This is a genomic window from Knoellia sinensis KCTC 19936, assembly GCF_000768705.1.
In the GTDB taxonomy this organism is placed as follows: Bacteria; Actinomycetota; Actinomycetes; order Actinomycetales; family Dermatophilaceae; genus Knoellia; species Knoellia sinensis.
On the sequence record NZ_AVPJ01000001.1, the window covers coordinates 345575 to 365562 of the forward strand.

21 protein-coding genes and 4 tRNA genes are annotated in these 19988 nt (G+C 68.0%); 11 read left to right on the plus strand and 14 right to left on the minus strand.

Features of this window, described 5'->3' with window-relative positions:
- Positions 1-61 precede the first annotated feature (61 nt).
- From N802_RS01610 to N802_RS21085, 3 genes are read right to left on the minus strand one after another with little or no spacing between them, the layout of a single operon-like run.
- Positions 62-1729, minus strand: a complete 1668-nt coding sequence (locus N802_RS01610; protein ID WP_052109293.1) for a YfjP family GTPase — start codon at positions 1727-1729, stop codon at positions 62-64.
- Entirely contained in the window at positions 1726-3441 is a 1716-nt protein-coding gene (locus tag N802_RS01615) for a dynamin family protein (RefSeq protein ID WP_035911175.1), read from the minus strand. Before N802_RS01615 ends, N802_RS01610 begins: the two co-directional genes overlap by 4 nt.
- A gap of 52 nt (positions 3442-3493) precedes the next feature.
- Positions 3494-3940, minus strand: a complete 447-nt coding sequence (locus tag N802_RS21085) for a group I intron-associated PD-(D/E)XK endonuclease (protein WP_035911178.1) — start codon at positions 3938-3940, stop codon at positions 3494-3496.
- Positions 3941-4007: 67 nt separating this feature from the next.
- On the opposite strand from N802_RS21085, the gene N802_RS01625 reads away from it, so the two are divergent.
- A tRNA-Arg gene (locus N802_RS01625) sits at positions 4008-4080 on the plus strand.
- Here the strand turns inward: N802_RS01625 and N802_RS19815 are convergent.
- Positions 4042-4800, minus strand: a complete 759-nt coding sequence (locus N802_RS19815) for an alpha/beta fold hydrolase (protein ID WP_156971249.1) — start codon at positions 4798-4800, stop codon at positions 4042-4044. The genes N802_RS01625 and N802_RS19815 overlap by 39 nt on opposite strands.
- 9 nt (positions 4801-4809) lie before the next feature.
- On the opposite strand from N802_RS19815, the gene N802_RS01635 reads away from it, so the two are divergent.
- Positions 4810-5487, plus strand: a complete 678-nt coding sequence (locus tag N802_RS01635) for a 4'-phosphopantetheinyl transferase family protein (RefSeq protein WP_052109294.1) — start codon at positions 4810-4812, stop codon at positions 5485-5487.
- Positions 5488-5490: 3 nt separating this feature from the next.
- Here the strand turns inward: N802_RS01635 and N802_RS01640 are convergent, their stop codons facing one another.
- Together N802_RS01640 and N802_RS01645 are read right to left on the minus strand one after the other, a co-directional pair.
- Positions 5491-6720, minus strand: a complete 1230-nt coding sequence (locus N802_RS01640) for a M20 metallopeptidase family protein (RefSeq protein WP_035911182.1) — start codon at positions 6718-6720, stop codon at positions 5491-5493.
- A complete protein-coding gene (locus tag N802_RS01645; RefSeq protein ID WP_245613792.1) occupies positions 6720-7793 on the minus strand; it encodes a PrsW family intramembrane metalloprotease in 1074 nt (357 codons plus the stop codon). Before N802_RS01645 ends, N802_RS01640 begins: the two co-directional genes overlap by 1 nt.
- Positions 7794-7938: 145 nt before the next feature.
- On the opposite strand from N802_RS01645, the gene orn reads away from it, so the two are divergent.
- The 4 genes from orn (at position 7939) to N802_RS01665 (ending at position 9561) form a co-directional block, all read left to right on the plus strand.
- Positions 7939-8625, plus strand: a complete 687-nt coding sequence (gene orn, locus N802_RS01650) for an oligoribonuclease (RefSeq protein WP_052109296.1) — start codon at positions 7939-7941, stop codon at positions 8623-8625.
- A gap of 50 nt (positions 8626-8675) precedes the next feature.
- A tRNA-His gene (locus tag N802_RS01655) sits at positions 8676-8751 on the plus strand.
- 88 nt (positions 8752-8839) lie between these two features.
- Entirely contained in the window at positions 8840-9412 is a 573-nt protein-coding gene (locus N802_RS19235; RefSeq protein WP_052109297.1) for a copper resistance CopC family protein, read from the plus strand.
- A 73-nt stretch (positions 9413-9485) separates the two neighbouring features.
- Positions 9486-9561, plus strand: a tRNA-Lys gene (locus tag N802_RS01665).
- A gap of 123 nt (positions 9562-9684) precedes the next feature.
- On the opposite strand, the gene N802_RS01670 is transcribed toward N802_RS01665, so the two are convergent.
- A complete protein-coding gene (locus N802_RS01670) occupies positions 9685-9936 on the minus strand; it encodes a DUF3618 domain-containing protein (protein ID WP_035911189.1) in 252 nt (83 codons plus the stop codon).
- A 4-nt stretch (positions 9937-9940) separates the two neighbouring features.
- Positions 9941-10417 (minus strand): thioredoxin-dependent thiol peroxidase, encoded by a 477-nt coding sequence (gene bcp / locus N802_RS01675; RefSeq protein ID WP_035911192.1) that lies wholly within the window; start codon positions 10415-10417, stop codon positions 9941-9943.
- Positions 10418-10537: 120 nt separating this feature from the next.
- Between bcp and N802_RS21090 the strand changes: the two genes are divergently transcribed.
- On the plus strand, positions 10538-11035 hold the full coding sequence (locus N802_RS21090) for an HNH endonuclease signature motif containing protein (RefSeq protein ID WP_084071766.1): 498 nt from the start codon (positions 10538-10540) through the stop codon (positions 11033-11035).
- A gap of 27 nt (positions 11036-11062) precedes the next feature.
- Positions 11063-11145: transfer RNA gene (locus tag N802_RS01680), tRNA-Leu, on the plus strand.
- Between the two features lie 132 nt (positions 11146-11277).
- Here the strand turns inward: N802_RS01680 and rdgB are convergent.
- The 4 genes from rdgB to murI all read right to left on the minus strand — a co-directional run bounded on the left by rdgB (position 11278) and on the right by murI (position 14368).
- Positions 11278-11910, minus strand: a complete 633-nt coding sequence (gene rdgB / locus N802_RS01685; protein WP_035911195.1) for an RdgB/HAM1 family non-canonical purine NTP pyrophosphatase — start codon at positions 11908-11910, stop codon at positions 11278-11280.
- Positions 11907-12671, minus strand: a complete 765-nt coding sequence (gene rph / locus N802_RS01690) for a ribonuclease PH (protein WP_035911198.1) — start codon at positions 12669-12671, stop codon at positions 11907-11909. Before rph ends, rdgB begins: the two co-directional genes overlap by 4 nt.
- Before the next feature lie 93 nt (positions 12672-12764).
- On the minus strand, positions 12765-13538 hold the full coding sequence (locus tag N802_RS01695) for an MBL fold metallo-hydrolase (protein ID WP_035911200.1): 774 nt from the start codon (positions 13536-13538) through the stop codon (positions 12765-12767).
- The gene (gene murI / locus N802_RS01700) at positions 13535-14368 is read right to left on the minus strand and encodes a glutamate racemase (RefSeq protein ID WP_035911202.1); all 834 of its coding nucleotides are present in this window, start codon (positions 14366-14368) and stop codon (positions 13535-13537) included. The genes N802_RS01695 and murI overlap by 4 nt, the downstream gene beginning before the upstream one ends.
- Before the next feature lie 195 nt (positions 14369-14563).
- Between murI and N802_RS01705 the strand changes: the two genes are divergently transcribed.
- Positions 14564-16027: a sugar transferase gene (locus tag N802_RS01705; protein WP_052109298.1), complete on the plus strand. Its 1464-nt coding sequence runs from the start codon at positions 14564-14566 to the stop codon at positions 16025-16027.
- 27 nt (positions 16028-16054) lie between these two features.
- Here the strand turns inward: N802_RS01705 and N802_RS01710 are convergent, their stop codons facing one another.
- Together N802_RS01710 and clpS are read right to left on the minus strand one after the other, a co-directional pair.
- Positions 16055-16747 (minus strand): DUF2017 family protein, encoded by a 693-nt coding sequence (locus N802_RS01710; protein WP_035911208.1) that lies wholly within the window; start codon positions 16745-16747, stop codon positions 16055-16057.
- 58 nt (positions 16748-16805) lie between these two features.
- Positions 16806-17096 (minus strand): ATP-dependent Clp protease adapter ClpS, encoded by a 291-nt coding sequence (gene clpS / locus N802_RS20570; RefSeq protein ID WP_035911836.1) that lies wholly within the window; start codon positions 17094-17096, stop codon positions 16806-16808.
- A gap of 24 nt (positions 17097-17120) precedes the next feature.
- On the opposite strand from clpS, the gene N802_RS01720 reads away from it, so the two are divergent.
- Positions 17121-18458: a nicotinate phosphoribosyltransferase gene (locus N802_RS01720; RefSeq protein WP_052109299.1), complete on the plus strand. Its 1338-nt coding sequence runs from the start codon at positions 17121-17123 to the stop codon at positions 18456-18458.
- 140 nt (positions 18459-18598) lie between these two features.
- Positions 18599-19984 carry an MFS transporter gene (locus N802_RS01725; protein ID WP_035911211.1) on the plus strand — a complete coding sequence of 462 codons (1386 nt, stop codon included), beginning with the start codon at positions 18599-18601 and terminating at the stop codon, positions 19982-19984.
- Positions 19985-19988: the final 4 nt, after the last annotated feature.

The window sequence follows — 19988 nt, forward strand, 5'->3', positions numbered from 1 at the left end:
CTTCGGCTGTCCTGTGGATGACGACTCGTGCTCGGCACGAGCAATCCCGCCACGCGCAGGGTCAGACCTTGGCCGCTGCCTCGAGGTGCTCACGCGTTGCGCGGTGACGGTCCAGCACCTCGGTCACCGGGGCGAGGATCCGCTCGTCGGCCACGGTAGAGATGGAGTCGTGGAGGCGGCCCTGGATGACTGCCGCCCGGCGACGCGCACCGATGCCCGCGAGGAACCGCGAGATCAGGGCCAGGAGGAGCCCAGCCACGACCCCGCCCGCAAGCAGCACGAAGGGCCACGGCAACGGCCCGAGCATGGGTGTCTCGATGCTCGGGAACTGAAGCCACCCCAGCAGCATGAGGATGAGAACCCACGCGAGCCCGGCCACGGCGACCAGGGCGATCTGGAGCTGCACGATGCCGATGACGTGCCACCAGACCGGAGTGCGCGACCGGAGCGACGTGCCGATGACGGCTTGGTCGAGGGCGTCTGCCATGGCGTGACCGGGCGGCGCAGCGGCTGAGTCGATCGCATCGCCCCAAGGGGTCGGCAGGGCGGCACCTGCCTTGTCGGCGAGGCGTCGCGTCGCCAGGTCCACGGCCGCGCGCGCGGCGGGAGTCGGCGGCGGCAGAGACGACCGACCGAGCACGGACCGGACGTCAGCCTCGCTGTGGCTGATCTCGCCACGACCGTTGTCGAGGCGTAGGCGTCGCAGCGGCTTGGCCTTGAGCCGCTGGACCCAACGGGTGAACGGCCAGCCGGTGTGTCCGATGGCCTGCATGAGGTAGTCACGCTGCACGGCCCGGACAACCGTGGGCACACCAGCGGCGCGCGCCAGGGCGTCCACCAGTTCACCCTCACCCTTGGCTCGGATCTCGGGCTCAGAGTCGGCGACGCCGGGGCGCAGGGCGGCAGCGGTCTGACGGACGTCCGCGGCAAGTCGGTCCCGCGCGGCGTTGGCTCCTGCCACGGCATTGCTCAGGCGCTGGCCCAGGAGGTCCAGGCCACGCCCGGTGCGCGCCGAGGTGGGGATGACGGTGGCTCCCGGCATACCGTCACGCACCATCAGCCGCTTCAGATCCTCGACGCACTGGTCGACCTGCTCGTCGGTCAGTCTGTCGACCTGGTTGAGGACGACGATCGTGACCGCATCGTGCATCGCGAGCGCCGAGACGTAGTCATCATGGAGCCGCGCGTCGGCGTACTTCTGCGGGTCGGTGACCCAGACGAACACGTCGACGAGTTCGAGGATGCGCTCGGCTTCCACGTGGTGCGATGTCTCGCGCGAGTCGAAGTCGGGCAGGTCGAGGAGAACCAGGCCATCCAAGGACCCCACTGCTCCAGTGGCCTCCGAACCTGTCTCGACGTGATGCCTGGTCGCGACGTCGAGCCAATCGAGCAACGGGCCTGCAGGCTCGTCCCCCCAGACCCCGGCCGTGGGCTTGGACGTCGTTGGCCGACGGGCTCCCACCGTGGCGACCTCGGCACCCACCAAGGTGTTGAACAGGGACGATTTGCCACTCCCTGTGGCGCCCGCCAGCGCCACGACCGTGTGTCCACCCACGATGGACGTGCGCTCGCCGACCTTGGTGACCAATGACCTGGCCTTTGCGGCCGGCGCCTCGGGCAGCTGGTCGCCTCCTGACTCCAGGGCCCGATCCAGCGACGTGGATGCAGCGGACAGGGACTCCGCGGACACGGCCTTCACGGTGGCACAGCCCATCCGCAACGGGCTCATGCAGCCACCTCTCGGACACGGGCTGCGGCGGCGTCGAGGCTGGCCGACTGTCCTTCAGTGTCACCGACGGAGGCGACGGCCGCGGCATACCGGTGCTCTTCCTCGGCAAAGAGGTCGCGCACGTGGCCAAGGAGGCTCTCGCGAGCCTTCGCGGCCATCTCGCGGACGGCCTGGTCGCCGAAGATCGCCTCGAGAACCCGCTGGGCCAGCACGGACGTGCCACCCGCGATGCCGACTTCGGCGCCGGTGAGTCCCCCTGTCGCGGCGAACGACACGAGCATGAGGAAGAGGCCGATGGCATTGACTCCGTATGCCGCGATACGGGCGTTCGTGCGCCGGTTCCCGCCCTCTTGACGCACGATGTCGAACACCTCTCCCTGCCATTGGCGCACGAGGGCCTCGACGCGAGGCCCGAGATCCGCGGACGACTTCACGAGCTCAGGGTGTGCCGCCACCAGTGCGTCTCCACCGGGGAGTCGGCGCCACTCGCGTGCCGTGTCGGCAGCTGCGGCATGGGCGTGTGACACCAGGAGGTTGGCGACTCCGGACTGGAGCGCCTCGCCCAGGTCCTCGGACGGCGCCGGCTGCCCCTTGAGCCGGGCGGTGAGCTTGTCGCGCCACTTGGACAGCGTGGACTCGACCTGCCTGAAGAACTCACCCGTGCCGACGAACTCCTGCCAGCGGGCCAGCACCTCCCCACGCAGCAACGTGCCGTCCGTCATCCCGTCCTTCACCCCCGTGATCGCGTGCTCGTAGTTGTCGGCGGCTGCCTTCGCCAGCGCCGCCGAAGCCAGGTCCTGCTCGGCAGTCGCCTCGGCCAGCGACGCAGTCCGACCCGAAAGTGAGCCCATGGCCCCCTTGAGCGTCTGGCTCACGACCACGGCGCGCGCTCGAGCATCGCTGGCAAGGGCATCGAGCCACGACTTGAGCCGACCCATGGACTCATCGGGCAGGAAACCGTCGTCGGTGAGGACCGACTCGGGGACGGTGAAGATCGGCGCCGTGGGCAGCCCCTGCTCGCGCAGCATGCCTGCGAGGTGCGGACGAATCTCGTCGACGGCCTCGGGCGCGATGCGGTCCAGGACGATGGCCACCGCGGTGCCGCGCTCGGCTGCGGTGCGCAGGAGGTCCCACGGGACCGCGTCGGCGTAGCGCGCGGCGGTTGTGACGAAGACCCAGAGGTCGGCAGCGGAGAGCAACTGGCCTGCGAGTTCGCGGTTGGCCTGCACGACGGAGTCGATGTCGGGCGCGTCGAGCAGAGCCATGCCCGAGGGCAGCGCGTCCGACTCGACGAGGCGGACCGTCCCCGGCTGCGACTCCTGACCGGGGCCGCCTGTCACTCGAGCCAGACTGGGGAGGATCCGCTGATCGGAGAACCAGCGTTTGTCCTCGGGATGATGGACGAGAACCGGGCTGGTGGTCGTGGGTCGCAGCACGCCCGACCGACTCACGGAGGCTCCGACGAGGGAGTTCACGAGGGTCGACTTGCCGGCACCGGTGGATCCGCCGACCACCGCGAGGAGCGGGGCGTCGATCGACCGCAGCCTGGGCAGCACGTAGTCGTCGAGTTGGTCGAGGAGCTCCTTGCGGACGGTCAGTCCCTGGGCCTGCCCGGGAGTCTTCAGCGGGAGCACCGAGGCCTCGACCGCGTCACGGAGTCCACTCACGGCTTCGACGAGGTTGCTCGTCTGGGTCGCGTCTGAGGTGGCCACGTCGCCAGACTAACCAAATGGCGCCTTCCTGCACGGCGACGTGCCGAGAGAGCTACCCGCCGGTTGGGGAGGTCCGAAGTTGGACCTCGGGGAACACTCGAAATGCCTCCGCGGTCAGGATGCCTCGGACCTGACCACTCCTTGTCGGGCTCACGCGCAGTGTGACCGACTGGCGATGGTTGTTGGGCCGCACGTAGTAGCACGAGTCGGTATCCGGGCAGTAGATGCAGAGAACATCGATCTCATCCTTGTCCAACGGCTTCATATGAGTTCCGTGCCTGTCCGCCCACACCGAACGGAAGCGAACGGAGATGGCGCCCAGATGCGCAGTCCGATACTTGACTTGGACCCGGTGGAATGTGGAGTCCCTGTATGCGACAAGGTCAAAGGCAGCGTGCTCGGTGGCGGGAAAGAGGACCACGAATCCTTGACTCACCAGATCCGCATGGGCCTTGGCCGTTCCTAGGTCGCCCTTGTCCTTCGTGTGGTGAGCCGCCATGCGTCCGCAGACTAACGGAATACCCAACCAATGCTCTCGATGACTTCCGCTAGCCTTTCTCGCGCTGGCCCCCGTAGCTCAGCGGATAGAGCGAGTCACTTCTAATGACTGGGTCGCAGGTTCGAGTCCTGCCGGGGGCGCACACTCTGCCGAGCCTGCGAGGCACTGTTTGCGCGCACGGCAGAAGCAACAGGCGCCTCGAACGAAGTGCGAGCGCCGGCGGGGCGCCGCGGCCCACAGCCCGTTGGTGGGAGCGAGCGGCAGAACTCACGGATGGCGTCGTTCACGAGGTCCGGCCGCTCGAGGGTGCTCACGTGCCCGGCGCGGGGGATGACGACCAGTTCGACGTCCTCGCCTGGTTCACTGGCGAAGAGGCCGGGCAACGTCGGGTCGAACGCTTCGGGAGCCGACGCGAGCATGTGTTGGACCCCGTCGACGCGCGCTCGGACCTCGGACGCCGGCAGCGATCCCTTCCACCCGGCATACGTGTCAATGAGCACCAGGCCGGCCACCACGTCCGGGTGACGCCGATACAACTCGAGTGCCACGGTTCCGCCCCACGACAACCCGGCCACGGAAGTCGGCCCCAGTCCCAGATCAACGATGACCGCAGCAAGCGCGTCCGCGAAGTCCCCCAGGGAGAAGTCCATTGGCACCGGTGAACTCGTCGCGCAGGCCGTCCAGTTGCGGGCGCCAGCTCCGAGCGTCGAGGGCAGCACCGTGCACGAGCACGACGGGTGGCCCCGACCCCGCTCTCTCGTAGGCCACCACGAGCCCACCTGTGTCCGTCCAGCCGCACCACAGCAGCGAACGTACTCCGGTGCCGCGGCCCGCGGGAGGGTCCGGGCGCGTGATGACATGATCGGTTCATGTCCGTCGTGATCCGTGCCACAGAGGTGGTCGACGATCCGCGGCTGCTCGACCTCTTGGACGCCGCCGAGCGTGAGCGCGCCGACCGCCGGTCGGATCCCACCCCCTTCATCACCGCCCACGCTCTCCTGCGCCGGTTGGTGTCGGATGAGACGGGTGTCGATCCGCGTTCGATCGCGTTCGAGAAGCGGTGCGCCACGTGCGGGACGGATCGCCACGGCAAGCCGCACGTGGTCGGCATGCGCGACGTCCACGTCTCGGTGTCCTACGGCCAGCACGTGGCAGTGGCGGCGATCACGACCATGGGTGAGGTGGGCGTCGATGTCGAGGACCTCGAGTCGGCCGACTTCGACGGTTTCAACTCCGTCACTCTCGACCCGAGTGAAGCTGCACACCTGGCTCGCGTGGACGCCGACGGCCTGCTCGCCGCTCGTGCACTGACCTGGGCGCGCAAGGAGGCGATCCTCAAGGCAACGGGCCACGGTCTGGTCGTCGACCCCAGTCAGGTCGTCGTCTCGGCACCGGACGCTCCGGCCGCACTCGTCGAGTGGAAGGCGATGCAACACCCACCCGGTCCGACGCAGGTGGCCGACGTCGACGTCGATCGCGCCGATCACCGAGCCGCCGTCGCCGTCCTCACGAGTCACCCGTTGAAGGTTCGCCTCCACCAGGGTTGATGGTCAGGAACGGGTCTCCCCTGCAGTTCGACGCAGCGCCAGCTCGGCGAGCAGTGCCGCAATGTCCGGAAGGACCGCGTCGTCGTACGTCGCCCGTGGAGAGTGGTTGTCCTCGGCCGTGGTGTGGTCGTCGCTCACGCAGGCACCGACATTGAGGTAGGCGCCGGGCACCTGCTCAAGGACGAACGACATGTCCTCCGCGCCTGCCTCCGGAACCTCCATGTCGGACCACCGCTCCTCGCCGAAGAGCTCGACGACCGTCGCCCGGGCGAGGGCGAATTCTGTCGGGTCGTTGACCGTGACGGGGTAGCCGCCCCCGATGTCGACGGTCGCGGCAAGCCCGTGTGCGAGGGCCACGTGCTCGGCGACGCGCCGGATCTCAGCGTGCGCCCGATCCCGATGCCCACTCGAGAAGGTGCGCAGCGTGGCATGGATCTCGGCGCCATCGGGGATGACGTTGTTGACCGTCCCGGACGTGATTCGCCCCACCGTGACGACGACGGGGTCGAAGGCGTCGAACCGGCGCGTGACCATCGTCTGCAGCGCCAGCACGATCTCGCAGGCCACCGGGACGGGGTCGAGCGCGTGTTGTGGCTGCGAGCCGTGGCCACCCTTGCCCTGCACCGTGATGAGCACTTCGTCGGCTGCCGCCATCTGTGGCCCCGGACGGCCGAACCAGACGCCTCGGGGACGTTCGGCGGCATACACATGAATCGCGTATGCCGCGTCGACCCGTTTGCCGGCCACCTCAAGGAGTCCTTCGCGCAGCATGGGCTCGGCACCGCCCGGGCCTTCCTCGCCCGGCTGGAACATGAACACGACGTCCCCGGCAAGGTCGTCCCGCAGCTCGTGGAGGATGCGTGCGGCACCCACCAGACCGGCGGTGTGGAGGTCGTGGCCGCAGGCGTGCATGAGGCCCTCGTGCTCCGAGGCGAACTCGAGCCCAGTCGCTTCGGTCACCGGCAGTGCGTCCATGTCACCGCGCAGCAGGACCACAGGGCGTTCGGCTGATCCAGGGTCTTCCGCACGTCCGCGGAGCACCGCCACCACACTGCTCAGCTCCTGTCCGAGGGTGATCTCGAGGTCCAGGCCCGCGAGCGCTTCGAGGACCGTCTGTTGCGTGCGTGGCAGGACGTTGCCGAGCTCGGGGTGTCGGTGGAGTTCGTGGCGCAGATCCACGAGCGCGGGCGCGTGGAGGCGCGCCAACTCGAGCGCCGAAGCGCGCCCACCCATCAGTAGACCTGGCCAGCGAACTCGTGGCGCCGGCGCGTGATGGTGTCGAGGAGTTGCTGCTCGTCCGCAAGGGCCCGCGCGTCCGCGGCCGAGTGGTGCATGCGGCGCCGCAACAGAGCCAACTCGCTGGCCGCATCCTGGAAGTCCTCCATGGATTTGAGGGCACCACGACCGCCGTTGGCGCGGGCCCACTGGCGCGCCTCCCTGCGTCGCGGCATCGACTCGAGCATGGCCACCTCGCCCGAGGAGAGCCATCCGGCGTCGGCGTAGGCGTTGAGGAACTGGCCGATGAGGCGTCCCTCACGTCGGCGCACCCAGACGACGAAGCCCAGGAACGCGACGAAGAGCGGCACCTGGACGAGGAGGTAGACCGCGATGAGGCCTTCGCCGCCGCTCACGGCGGCGAGGTTCCAGATCGCGTGGGCGATGACCGCGATGACGTAGCCGCCCAGAGGGGCGAGCCACTTGACGATGCCGAGCCTCGACGTCGCGGCGATCCCGATCCCGATTCCGATGCAGATCGTGAACATGGGGTGGGCGAACGGCGACAGGAGACAGCGTCCGATGAACGTCGCGGTGAGACCTTCCTGACCGTGCTCGACCCACGCGATCGCGAGGTACTGGATGTTCTCGGTGAAGGCGAAACCCGCAGCCGTGACGCCTGCATAGACCATCCCGTCGGTGATGCCGTCGAACTCTCGTTTGGCGAAGCGCCAGATGAGGAAGATGACAAGTCCCTTGGCGGCCTCCTCCACGACGGGCGCCACGAAGACTGCGGTGAGTGCCAGGGAGTCTTCGGGCGGTATGGAACCCCACAACACGAGTTGGCCGGCCGTGTTGAGGGTCATGGCGATGAGAACCGCGATGATCGCGCCCCAGAGGAAGGCAAAGAGCAGATAGCGGGTCGGCTCGGCTTCGAACCTGTCGAGCCACATGAACGTCGGGACCACGATGCCGAGCGGGATGATCGCCGCGACGAGCCCGAGGAGGGACGCGCTCACCCCGGCCGCGGCGCCGATCGCCACGGCCACGACCAGGGCCGCCACACCGAACCCGAGAGACGCGACACCCACGATCACCCAACTTCGGATGACGGATCGGCCTCGGTGCGCGCCCCGGCGTGTGTCTTCCGGGCGCTGCGGCACTGGTGCCTGGACTTGGACAGCCTGCTCCCCACTCATGACCGCGACCTTAGTGCAGCGCCATACAGTGGAGCCCATGTCAGCAACCCCCGACCGGGCCCTCACCGACCGCATCGTCTGGATCGACTGCGAGATGACGGGCCTGTCGTTGGAGCACGATGCCCTCATCGAGGTGGCCGCGCTCGTCACCGACTACGAGCTCAATGTCCTTGGCGAGGGTGTCGACGTCGTCATCCGGCCGACCGATGCCGCGCTCGCGCAAATGGGCGACTTCGTACGTGAGATGCACACGTCGTCCGGCCTCATCGACGAGCTTGCCGACGGCGTGACGATCGAGGAGGCACAGCAGCTCGTCCTGGACTACGTCCGCGAGTGGGTGCCCGAGCCGGGCAAGGCGCCCCTCGGCGGCAACACCGTCGCCACCGACCGCGGCTTCCTGGCTCGCGACATGCCAGAGCTCGAGGGCCACTTGCACTACCGGATCATCGACGTCTCGTCGATCAAGGAACTCTCCCGCCGGTGGTTCCCGAGGGCCTATTTCGCGGCGCCCGAGAAGGCCGGCGGGCACCGCGCGCTGGCGGACATCCGGGAGTCAATCGCTGAGTTGCGCTACTACCGCGCCGCCGTCTTCGTGGACCCTCCCGGCCGCTCGAGCGAGGACCTGCGCGCCATCGCCGCGCAGCACGTCGTCGACCACTCGGCCCCGGTCTCACCCCCCTCAGCGGACGTGGTCGAGAGCACCCCCGCGGAGCAGGTACGATAGTCCGCGCTGCCTCGGCTTCGGTTCTTCCGGTATGCCGGGTGGTCACCTTGGTGGGCGTAGCTCAGCTGGTAGAGCACCGCGTTGTGGTCGCGGGGGTCGCGGGTTCAAGCCCCGTCGCTCACCCCAAGTCGAAAGCCCCTGCATTGCAGGGGCTTTCGTCATCTCCCCGGACCGCCGTTCGTCACGGGCACAGTCCAGTGTGCACACTGGGAGCATGCGCTCGTCGATCCGTGCACTGCTCCTCCTGCTCGTCGCGACGCTCGCGACGCTCGGGGTCGGTGTCCTGCCTGCGCAGGCACATGCCCGACTGCTCTCGATCACCCCGACGGACGGCGCGTCGCTTCCTGCCTCGCCCACAGAGATCGTCCTGACCTTCAACGAGCCGATCAACCCGGAGTTCGTCACCGTGCGCATCACCGACGGTGAGGGCGGGGACGTCGTCGGTGAGGAAGCCGCCACCGACGGAGCCACGGTCACCCTTCCCGTCGGGGATGCGATCGCTGCAGGCACCTACAACGTCATCTACCGCGTCGTGAGCGCCGACTCGCACCCGATCTCGGGATCGGCGAGATTCACGATCGAGGGCGATCCCCAGGCGCCTCCGGCGACCGCCACCGCAGAGGCACCTTCCGCGTCCGTCAGCCCTCCGAGCGCGGGCGAGGCGGCCGATGCTTCCGAGGAGGCCGAAGACATTCCGGCGTGGGTCTGGATCCTCGTCTTCGCCGGGCTCGTGGGTGCGATCGGGGCCACGTTCTATGCCGTGCGCCGTGACGAGTCCGCGTCGTGAAACCCGCTCCCCTGCGGGCCGATTCACCTCGATTTCACAACTGGGCCACACCGCTGCTACTGTCTCTCCTCGCGCGCCATTAGCTCAATTGGCAGAGCAGCTGACTCTTAATCAGCGGGTTCGGGGTTCGAGTCCCTGATGGCGCACCATCCGAGAGCCTCGCACGGTCACCGTGCGGGGCTCTTGTGATCTTCGCGCCCGCGCCGCATCCGGATCACACGACGAAGGCCCCCGACAGGTCACTGTCCGGGGGCCTTCTCGTGCTGTTCCGATCAGCGGCGTCGGCGGCGGAGCACCTTGATGGCCACGACGACCGCGACAATCGCGACCGCAGCGGCGACACGCTCGACGCGCAGGTCGCCCTCGGGCGTCGTGGTGGCGTCGGCGAAGCGGGCCTTGGCCTTGTCGACCTCGCGCTTGGCGATGGCCGACGGGGTGGCCTTGGCGGTGAGCTCGTTGAGGGTGTTCGCGAGGCGCGTGCGGCGGGCGGCGATGTCGGCCTCGAGGGCGGGGATGCTGCTCATCGAATCAGTCCTTCTGAAGTCCGAGGTCGCGACGGAGTTTCGCGACATGGCCCGTGGCCTTGACGTTGTACCAGGCGTGCTCAACCTTGCCCTCCTCGTCGACGACGAGGGTCGAACGGATCACACCTTGGACGACCTTGCCGTAGAGCTTCTTCTCACCGAAGGCTCCCCACTCGGTCATGACCGCCTTGTCCGGGTCGGACAGCAGCGTCAGTGACAGGTGCTCCTTGTCACGGAACTTCGCGAGCTTCTCGGTCTTGTCGGGCGAGATGCCGAGCACGGTGTAGCCGTCGGACTTGAGCGACTCGAGGGACTCGCTGAAGTCGCAGGCCTGCTTCGTGCAGCCGGGGGTCATGGCCGCCGGATAGAAGTAGACGATCACCTTGCCCCCGCGTAGTTCCGAGAGCGTGACGCTCTCGCCGGTGTCGGTGCTCAGGGTGAAGTCCGGTGCAACGTCGCCCGGACTGAGTCGCTCAGTCACGCAGATCTCCTCGGGTGGTCGGCTCTCGCCAAACTATCAGCGAGGTCACCACCGCTCGTGCGCGAGGCGGGACTCGAACCCGCACAGATGCCTGTCAGAGGTGGTGCCTAGGTTGGCTTCATGGGGAGGACCAAGTACACGACGGAGTTGCTCGGCCCTATCGTGGCACAGGCCGACTCGTACGCGGACATCGTTCGGCGGCTTGGCCTCGCCCAAGCCGGCGGCACGCAAACCCACATTGCACGACGAGTCAGGCAACTCGGCCTCGACACATCACATTTCACTCGTCGCCGAGGACGTGGGGCTCCGAACCTCCTGAGCCCTGGAGAGATCCTGGTCCGAGTCCCGGTGGGCTCCTTTCGGCGGAAGGCGCCTCAACTGAGGCGTGCTCTCCTAGCGATCGGGCGCGCCTGGGAGTGCGAGATATGCGGCAACGACGGAACCTGGTGCGGTCAGAACCTGACGCTGCATGTGGACCACATTGACGGCGACTTCCACAACAACGTGCCCGAGAACCTTCGCTTCCTGTGCCCGAACTGCCACAACCAAACGGCGAACTTCGCGGCAGGAGCAAGGGGTGGAGAACGAGACCCGAAAACTCAGACAGCTAGTATCTGAGGTCCGAGTTGCCCTTCAAGGCACCTCGCCGGAGTGGTGGAACTGGTAGACACGCGGCACTTAGGATGCCGTGCTTCGGCGTGGGGGTTCGAGTCCCCCCTCTGGCACCAAGCGCAGTCGTGAGGCGACGGCGTATGCCGTCCGCCCGCCTCCCGCGGACGCGCACACCTTCGATTTGTTGCCCGTCACTGCACGACGAGCGAAGCGAGTTCGTGCAGCACCGGGCAATCAGTCGGCTTCGATCAGGCCAAGCGCTCGCGGAGGACGGGGATCATCGCGCGGAAGGCACGCCCACGGTGCGAGATCTCGTTCTTCTCGACGTCGGTGTACTCCGCCAGCGACTTGGTGTCGCCGTCCGGGACGAAGATCGGGTCGTAGCCGAAGCCGTTCTCCCCCACCGGTTCCCGCCTGATCGTGCCCGTGACACGACCCTCGACGGACTCGACCGACCCGTCCGGCATGGCAAGGACGGCCGCACACACGAACGCGGCACCCCTGTGCTCGTCGGGGACATCTCCGATCTGCTCGAGGAGCAGCGAGAGGTTGGTGCGGTCGCGGTCGGCTCGCGGGGCGTCCGCACCCGAGTGGGAGCCCGACCAACGCGCGGAGAACACCCCCGGTGACCCACCGAGGACATCCACGGCGAGACCGGAGTCGTCGGCGACCGATGGCAGGCCCGTAGCCCTGGCCACGGCCACGGCCTTGAGGCGTGCGTTCCCTTCGAACGTCACCTCACTCTCGACGACGTCGGGCGCATCGGGGAACTCGGATGCCCCGACGATCTCAAGCCCGAGTTCGTCGACGAGGTCCGCGAGGATCTGGCGGAGCTCGTGGACCTTGTGCTCGTTCTGGGTCGCGAGGACGAGCCGCGTCATCGCGACCGCTCCCGGGGAGCTTCAGCGAGCGCCTGCTGCTGAGCGGACGTGAGGTCGGCGCACCCCGCAGCGGCAAGATCGAGCAGTGCGTTGAGGCGGTCGCGGTCGAAGGCTGCGTCTGCTCCCTCCGCAGTGCCCTGCACCTCGACGTAGCGCCCCGACCCCGTCATGACGACATTCATGTCGGTGTCGGCCGTCGAGTCCTCGGGGTAGTCCAGGTCGAGGACCGGCTGTCCTCCCACGACACCGACGCTCACCGCGGCGATGGAGTCCACCAGAGGGGCAGCGTCCTTGGCGATGAGTCCCTTGGCTCGCGCATCCTCGATGGCGTCGACCAGCGCAACGTAGGCACCCGTGATCGAGGCCGTGCGGGTGCCACCGTCAGCCTGGAGGACGTCACAGTCGACGACGATGGTGTTCTCCCCCAAGGCCTTCGTGTCGATGACGGCGCGCAACGCGCGACCGATGAGGCGCGAGATCTCGTGTGTCCGACCGCCCACCTTGCCCTTGCGCGACTCACGGTCGGACCGGGTGTTGGTCGACCGCGGGAGCATCTCGTACTCGGAGGTGACCCAACCAGTGCCCTTGCCCTTGAGCCAGCGCGGCACACCCTCGGTGAAGGACGCAGCGCAGAGAACTCGAGTGCGGCCGAACTCGATGAGCACGGAACCCTCGGCGTGGTCGAGCCAGTTGCGGGTGATGCGCACCTCCCGAAGGTCCGAGGGGGCGCGTCCGTCATGTCTGGTCTGCTGTGAAGTCACACGAGCAGGCTAGACGTCACCCCGTGAAGTTCACGTATCGCGGGGAAGCTTCGCCTGCTGCTGGGAAGTCCCCCACCGTTTCGGAGGGTGAGGTCAGGCCTTGCCGAGGTCGTGAATGTCGCCGGCCCGAGCGACCTCGACACCCGGCCATACCGATTCAGCCTGTGCACGGCATACATCCGGGTCGTTCCACGCGGGCATGTGCGTGAGCACGAGCCGCTGGACACCACCCGCCTCGCGCGCGGCCTCCGCTGCCCGAGAGGCGGTGAGGTGCACACCACGCACCTCGTCCCGTCCGTCGACGAAGGCCGAATCGGCCAGGACCAGATCTGCACCCGTCATGAGCGGCACGAGGTTGTCACAGCTGTCGGTGTCGCCGGTGTAGGCGAGGACGGCCCCGTCCGCCTCCACACGGAAGCCGAACGCCTCGACCGGGTGGTGCACGGCATACGGAGTGATCGTGACCGGACCCACCGTGACGGGGACCTGGTCCTCGAGCTGCTCGAACACGAAGACCTTCTCCATGTCTCCGTCCTCAAGCCCGTGATACATGAGCGAGACCCTGGTCGCCGTCTCGGCGGGACCCCAGACGGGCAGACGGTCGCTCGGTGCGCCATCAGGGGCGTAGTTGCGCGAGACGTAGAGACCGCAGACGTCGGCGCAGTGGTCTGGGTGCAGGTGGGTGAGGAAGACGGCGTCGAGATCGCTCGGCGCCACGTGCCGGTGCAGCGGCCCGAGGGCCCCGGAGCCGAGGTCGAACAGGACGTTCCAGGCCCGGCCGTCGGCGTTCACGGTGACGAGATAACTGGAGGCGGGCGAGTCCGGACCCGCGAACGAACCGCTGCACCCGATGACGGTGACCTTCATGCGACCCCCTCCGACGCAGATGGCAGGACGACTGGCGAGGTGAAGATGTGGCCGAAGTTCGGACCGAGCCCGAGGAATCGCAGGGCCAGCCGCCGGAACTCGTCGGGGTCGCCGGTCGTCGTGAAGCCGTGCTGAGGAGCTGGAGCATCGTCGGGACGGAGCTGGTCGGCATCGGCCAGCACGCGGTAGAGCTCCTTGGCCGTCTCCTCGGCGGACGAGACGAGGGTCACGTCCGGCCCCATGACATAGGAAATGACGCCGGCCAGCAACGGGTAGTGCGTGCACCCGAGGATGAGCGTGTCGACGTCCCGCTCCTGGAAGGGTGCGAGGTACTCCCTGGCCACGGCCCTCAACTCGTCGCCACCGGTCACTCCTGACTCGACGAAGTCGACGAACCGGGGCGCTGCCCCACTCGTGACCCGAAGGTGCGGCGCCGCGGCGAAGGCATCGAGGTAGGCGCGCGACTGGTGCGTGCCGACGGTGGAGATGACGCCGATGTGGCCGGAGCGGGTCGCGCCCACCGCCCGCCGGACAGCCGGGCGAATCACCTCGACGACGGGCACGTCGTAACGCTCACGTGCGTCGTGCAGGACGGCCGCGCTGGCCGTGTTGCACGCGATGACCAGGGCCTTGACCCCATGGTCGACGAGCCGGTCGAGGCACTCGAGCGCAAAGGCCCGGGTCTGCGCGATCGGACGCGGCCCATAGGGTGTGCGAGCCGTGTCCCCCAGGTAGGCCACCGACTCGTGCGGAAGTTGGTCGATGACAGCGCGCGCCACCGTGAGTCCGCCATAACCGGAGTCGAAGATTCCGATGGGTGAGTCAGGCACCGCCCAAGGTTATGCGGTGAGGTGGGCGCGGCGTGGGACAAGTGGTGCGTCACACCGCTGCGGAGTCGCCCTGTCTCAAATTTAGTCACAACCATCTGTGCATTTCCCGCATGGTTGAAGGGCACACTATGTGTCTGCCAAGTCCACGACTCCCTGACGTGACTGGCCGGGAAGCCCAGAAGGTGAGGGGACCTCATGACCCAAATGGTCAGAGACCGCACGCGCGCCGAGCGCGCAGTCGATCCATGGCGCAGGATCGCGCCACTTCCTGTGGCGATCCTGCTCGACGCCGCGATCATCGGCGCGAGCGCCTTGCTGGCGGCATGGGCTCGCAGCGAGGTGCGGCTCTTCGGCCTGCCCTACGACGTCGAGGGTGACCTCCGCGTGGTCGGCCTTCCCATCATCGCCCTGTGGATCGTCTCGCTCCTCGCATCCGGCGCCTACGAGCGGCACATCTTCGGTGCCGGTTCCGCGGAGTACGGCAACGTCCTGCGTGCCTCGACGTACGCTGCCGGACTGGTCGGCATCGCCTGCTTCCTCGGCAGGTACGAACTGTCCCGGGGGTTCTTCTTCTTTCTCTTCCTCATCGGCATCCCGCTCCTGCTCCTTGGCAGATTCGCGGGTCGCAAGCTCCTCCAGCGCCTGCACCGATCCGGGCGGCTCCAACACACGGTCCTCATCGTCGGTGGGCCACGTCAGGTGGATGAGATCACCGGAGTCCTCCACCGCGAGAAGTGGCTCGGAATGCGTGTCATCGGCGCCCTCCTGCCCGGCCCCAACCTGCCCGAGCAGACACCGCGGGGCTTGGAGGTCCTCGGGAGCAGCGCCCGGACCGTTGACCTGGTCCAGGAGCACGAGGTCGACATCGTCCTCTTCGCCGGTGGCGCGGTCGGCTCCGCCCGGGAACTGCGCCGTGCTGCGTGGGACCTGGAGGAGACCGACGTCCAGATGCTCATCGCGCCCAACCTCACCGATGTGGCGTGGGACCGGATCCGGCCCCGCCCTGCCGCAGGCCTACCGCTACTGGAGTTCGAGGGGCCGCGCTCGCACGACGTCGCGCATGGCTTCAAGCGGCTCTTCGACTTCGTCTTCGGGGCGCTACTCGTCGTCCTCTTGTCGCCCGTCATGTTCGCGATCGCGATCGCCATCACCGCGAGCGACGGCGGTCCGGCCCTGTTCCGGCAGCGGCGCGTAGGCCGCTACGGCGAGCACTTCGACCTGCTGAAGTTCCGGTCCATGGTCGTGGGCGCCGACGAGCTCATCGACGACGTCAGGGAACACAGCAAGCACGACGAAGACCACATCCTCTTCAAGTCGGAGAGCGACCCGCGTGTCACGTCCGTCGGCCGCTTCCTGCGCCGGTTCTCCCTCGACGAGCTCCCACAGCTCTTCAACGTCGTCATGGGAGACATGAGCCTCGTCGGGCCGCGCCCCCCGCTTCAGTCGGAGGTCGACCAGTATCACCCTGACGTCCACAGGCGCCTCAAGGTCCGCCCCGGCATGACTGGCCTCTGGCAGGTGTCGGGCCGCGCAGACCTGTCCTGGGAGGACTCGGTCCGACTCGACCTCTACTACGTCGACAACTGGTCCATCACACAGGACATCGTCATCCTCGCGCGCACCGTCACGGCAGTGGTCACCAGTCGCGGGGCCTACTGACCATCGGCGCTGAAACCGGAGCTGTGCCTAGGTGGCACGTCGACCGTGATCGGCTCCGGGCAGCATCGCACTGGCGAGGGTCTCCTGCAGCCACGTGAGGAAGTCGTAGACCGCCATCGCGTGTCCGCGCGGGTCGTCATCGTCCACGTCGGCCAACTCCTCCTCGAGCCGGTCGACGTCGGCGTCCTCGCGCAGGCCGAGGCGTTCACCCAGGACGAGGCGCACGTCCGTGAGGGCCACGACCATGTCGATCGCCACGCGCTCGTCGAGCTCCACGGTCGATCCAGGTGCACGCAGAGCCCCCATCGCTGATTCGAGATGCCGGGCCTTGCGCGTGCGCAAGCTGTGCTCAGTGAGGCGTCGGAACTCCGCGGAGGCCTGGTCGTCGGCGCGGTTGCCGGCCGGGAGGAGTCGCTCGAGCGCTGGGTCGCGGTCTCCGAAGGAACGCGCGTCGGCCGGCACCGGCCGGTCGTCCGGGAGCTGATCGTCGGGCGAGAGCGAGACGCCCATCCCCAGCCCGCCGAGACCCGAGACGATGGCATCGAAGTCGTCGACGTGGTGGGCCTCCCCCTGCGGCGCCGCGTCCTCGATCGCCTCGGGAGCGACGAGTTCGTGAACCTGCTCCATCAGGCCAGCGACCACCGCGCGTTCGACTGCGTCGAGCTTCGCGGAGTAGCGCACATCCTTGCCACGTCCCTTCCGGGCGAACGCGCGCGCCATCAGCCGTCCTTCTTCCTGATTGTCTCGTCCTTGTTCGTGCGGGTCCCCGAGCCGACCATCAGTCGTCCTTCTGGAACGTGGCCCACAGCCCATACCCCTGAAGGGCCTCTGTGTCGATCTCCATCTTCTCGCGCGGGCCATGCGAGACCACGGCGCGACCCTTGGTGTGGACGTCCATCATGAGCTTCTCGGCCTTCGCCCGGTCGTAGCCGAAGTAGGACTGGAACACGTAGGTCACATAGGACATGAGGTTGACCGGGTCGTTCCAGACCAGCGTGATCCACGGGACGTCTGGCTCGACGGCGGAGTCGGAGGAGACGACCTCCTGCTCAACGGGGGCGATGGACACGGCTCCCACAATAGGCTGCCGAGGGTGAGCCACTCGCTCCCTGCCCCTCCCCCTCCAGAGCAGTCGTCGGCGCTCCTGACGGACCACTACGAACTGACGATGGTGCAGGCCGCGTTGCGTTCGGGCGCGGCTTCGCGTCGCTGCGTGTTCGAGACGTTCGCGCGCCGACTCCCCGATGGTCGCCGCTACGGAGTCGTCGCCGGGACGGGTCGCCTGCTCCAGGCGATCGAGCAGTTCCGCTTCCGCGCCCCGGAGATCGCAGCCCTGCGGGCCGGGAAGGTCGTCGACGAGGAGACGATCGGCTTCCTGGCCGGCTACCGCTTCGAGGGAGACATCACCGGGTATGCCGAGGGCGAGGCCTACTTCCCCGGCTCACCCGTGCTCGTGGTCGAGTCCGACTTCGCCCACGGGGTGGTGCTCGAGACGCTCGTGCTCTCGATCCTCAACCACGACAGCGCCATCGCGAGCGCGGCGTCACGCATGACGGCGGCGGCGGGCACTCGGCCCTGCATCGAGATGGGCTCACGGCGCACGCACGAGGAAGCCGCAGTGGCAGCCGCGCGTGCGGCATACATCGCCGGGTTTGCGACGACGTCCAATCTTGAGGCGAGCCGCCGCTGGGGGGTGCCCACCGCGGGCACGGCCGCGCACGCGTTCACGCTGCTGCATGACGACGAGCGCGAGGCGTTCGCGGCCCAGGTGGAGGCGCTCGGTGTCGGCACGACCTTGCTCGTCGACACGTACGACGTCGAGAGGGCGGTCGCGATCGCGGTCGAGGTCGCTGGTCCGCAGCTCGGCGCGGTGCGTCTCGACAGCGGCGACCTCCTCGTGCAGGCCCGCGAGGTACGGGAGCAACTCGACTCCCTCGGGGCGACGAGTACCCGCATCGTCGTGACCTCGGACCTCGATGAATTCGCCATCGCTGCCCTGGCCGCGGGGCCGGTGGATGCCTACGGCGTGGGGACGCAGTTGGTCACCGGGTCGGGTGCACCGACTGCGGGCATGGTCTACAAGCTCGTGGCCCGCGCGGACGACTCCGGCGAACTGGTCGGTGTCGCCAAGGCGAGCAAGGACAAGACGTCCCTGGGAGGGCGCAAGTTCGCGCTTCGCCGCCGCAACGCGCGGGGAGTGGCAGAGGCAGAGATCATCGGCATCGGTGAGCCGCCAGCCGACGACGGTGGTGGCCGTGGCGACGATCGCGCCCTCCTCGTCGACTTCGTCCGCGACGGACACATTGTGGGTGGCGCTCACACGGCCCTCGACGTGGCGCGGGATCGCCACGAGGCCTCGATGGCCGAACTCCCCCGTTCCTCCCACCAGTTGAGCCGCGGGGAGCCGGCCATCCCCACCCTCTACGTGTGAGATCGATCTCGGGGCCGTGCGTCCGCGAGGCCTGACGCCGCCGTTCTCACACTCGTCCCGAGCGTGGTGTGCGGTGAGTGTTACGGACGGTTTACGCGCACCGACGGGTCGCGAAACATGCGTTGTGCACGCTCACTGCCATGGAGACCACCACCCCTACTGCGGCCCCGGCCGCCGCGGCCCCGAACACCGAGGCCACGCCTGTCCCCACTGCTCCCGTCACTCCAGCCGCCCGCAAGGGCCGCTGGGTCGAGCACTGGGACCCTGAGGACGCCACGTTCTGGCAGTCCACCGGCCGCAGCGTCGCGCGCCGCAACCTGAGCTTCTCGATCCTCGCCGAGTTCCTCGGCTTCTGCGTCTGGGCCCTCTGGTCCGTCGTGGTGCCCCTGCTCCCCGCCGCCGGCTTCGACCTGACCGTCAACCAGCAGTTCTGGCTCATCGCGGTGCCGAGCCTGGTCGGCGCCACCATCCGCATTCCCTACACCTTCGCGGTCCCGGCGTTCGGAGGCCGCAACTGGACGGTCGTCTCCTCGCTCCTGCTGCTCCTCCCCGCCTCTGCTCTCGCGTTCGTCGTGACCCGACCCGAGACGTCCTTCGGAGTTCTGCTGCTCTGTGCCGCGCTTGCCGGCTTCGGCGGCGGCAACTTCGCCTCGTCGATGACGAACATCTCGTTCTTCTTCCCCGAGGCCGAGAAGGGGAAGGCGTTGGGGCTCAACGCTGCTGGCGGCAACCTCGGCACCGGAGTCGTGCAAATGGTCGTTCCCGCGATCATCGCGATCGGGGCCGGAGTCCACCTCGAGCGCGCTGGCCTGGTCTTCATCCCGTTGGCGCTGCTCTCGGCAGTCGCCGCCTGGCGCTGGATGGACAACCTCGCCGGGATCAAGGCCGACTACAAGTCGTTCGCCCTCGCGACGAAGAACCCCCACACGTGGATCATCTCGTTTCTCTACATCGGCACCTTTGGTTCGTTCATTGGGTATGCCGGTGCGTTCCCGACGCTTCTCAAGACCCAGTTCCCGACGGCTCCCCTCGGTCTGGCGTTCATGGGTGCACTGCTTGGCGCCCTGTCCCGGCCGCTCGGCGGGATGATCGCTGATCGTCTCGGTGGCGCCAAAGTGACCATCGCGTCGTTCGTCGTGCTCATCGGAGGCGCACTCGCCGCCATCGAGGGCCTGCAGGCCAAGAGCTTCCCACTGTTCTTCGGCGCGTTCATCGTCCTCTTCGCCGGCGCAGGCATCGGCAACGGCGCGACCTACCGCATGATCCCGGCCGTGTTCCGCGCGGGCGTCGCGGCAGACGCACTGCCCGTGGCACGCAAGGCAGCAGCCGGGTGCATCGGCATCGCCGGGGCGGTCGGCGCCTACGGCGGCTTCTTCATCCCCCGCGGCTTCGCCATGGCGAAGGACACCTACGGCTCACTCGTTCCTGCGATGTATGTCTTCGTCGCGGCCTACGTCCTCATGGCCCTGACGACGTATGCCGTGTACCAACGGCGTGGGTCTGCCCTCGCCTCGGAGACGATCTGAGTTC

Excerpts from the sequence above, each read along its gene's own strand:
- N802_RS01610 (WP_052109293.1), bottom strand. The coding sequence starts at position 1,729 with ATGAGCCCGTTGCGGATGGGCTGTGCCACCGTGAAGGCCGTGTCCGCG.
- N802_RS21085 (WP_035911178.1), bottom strand. The coding sequence starts at position 3,940 with ATGGCGGCTCACCACACGAAGGACAAGGGCGACCTAGGAACGGCCAAG.
- N802_RS19815 (WP_156971249.1), bottom strand. The coding sequence starts at position 4,800 with ATGTCATCACGCGCCCGGACCCTCCCGCGGGCCGCGGCACCGGAGTAC.
- N802_RS01635 (WP_052109294.1), top strand. The coding sequence starts at position 4,810 with ATGTCCGTCGTGATCCGTGCCACAGAGGTGGTCGACGATCCGCGGCTG.
- N802_RS01640 (WP_035911182.1), bottom strand. The coding sequence starts at position 6,720 with ATGGGTGGGCGCGCTTCGGCGCTCGAGTTGGCGCGCCTCCACGCGCCC.
- orn (WP_052109296.1), top strand. The coding sequence starts at position 7,939 with ATGTCAGCAACCCCCGACCGGGCCCTCACCGACCGCATCGTCTGGATC.
- N802_RS19235 (WP_052109297.1), top strand. The coding sequence starts at position 8,840 with ATGCGCTCGTCGATCCGTGCACTGCTCCTCCTGCTCGTCGCGACGCTC.
- N802_RS01670 (WP_035911189.1), bottom strand. The coding sequence starts at position 9,936 with ATGAGCAGCATCCCCGCCCTCGAGGCCGACATCGCCGCCCGCCGCACG.
- N802_RS21090 (WP_084071766.1), top strand. The coding sequence starts at position 10,538 with ATGGGGAGGACCAAGTACACGACGGAGTTGCTCGGCCCTATCGTGGCA.
- rdgB (WP_035911195.1), bottom strand. The coding sequence starts at position 11,910 with ATGACGCGGCTCGTCCTCGCGACCCAGAACGAGCACAAGGTCCACGAG.
- N802_RS01695 (WP_035911200.1), bottom strand. The coding sequence starts at position 13,538 with ATGAAGGTCACCGTCATCGGGTGCAGCGGTTCGTTCGCGGGTCCGGAC.
- N802_RS01705 (WP_052109298.1), top strand. The coding sequence starts at position 14,564 with ATGACCCAAATGGTCAGAGACCGCACGCGCGCCGAGCGCGCAGTCGAT.
- N802_RS01710 (WP_035911208.1), bottom strand. The coding sequence starts at position 16,747 with ATGGCGCGCGCGTTCGCCCGGAAGGGACGTGGCAAGGATGTGCGCTAC.
- N802_RS01725 (WP_035911211.1), top strand. The coding sequence starts at position 18,599 with ATGGAGACCACCACCCCTACTGCGGCCCCGGCCGCCGCGGCCCCGAAC.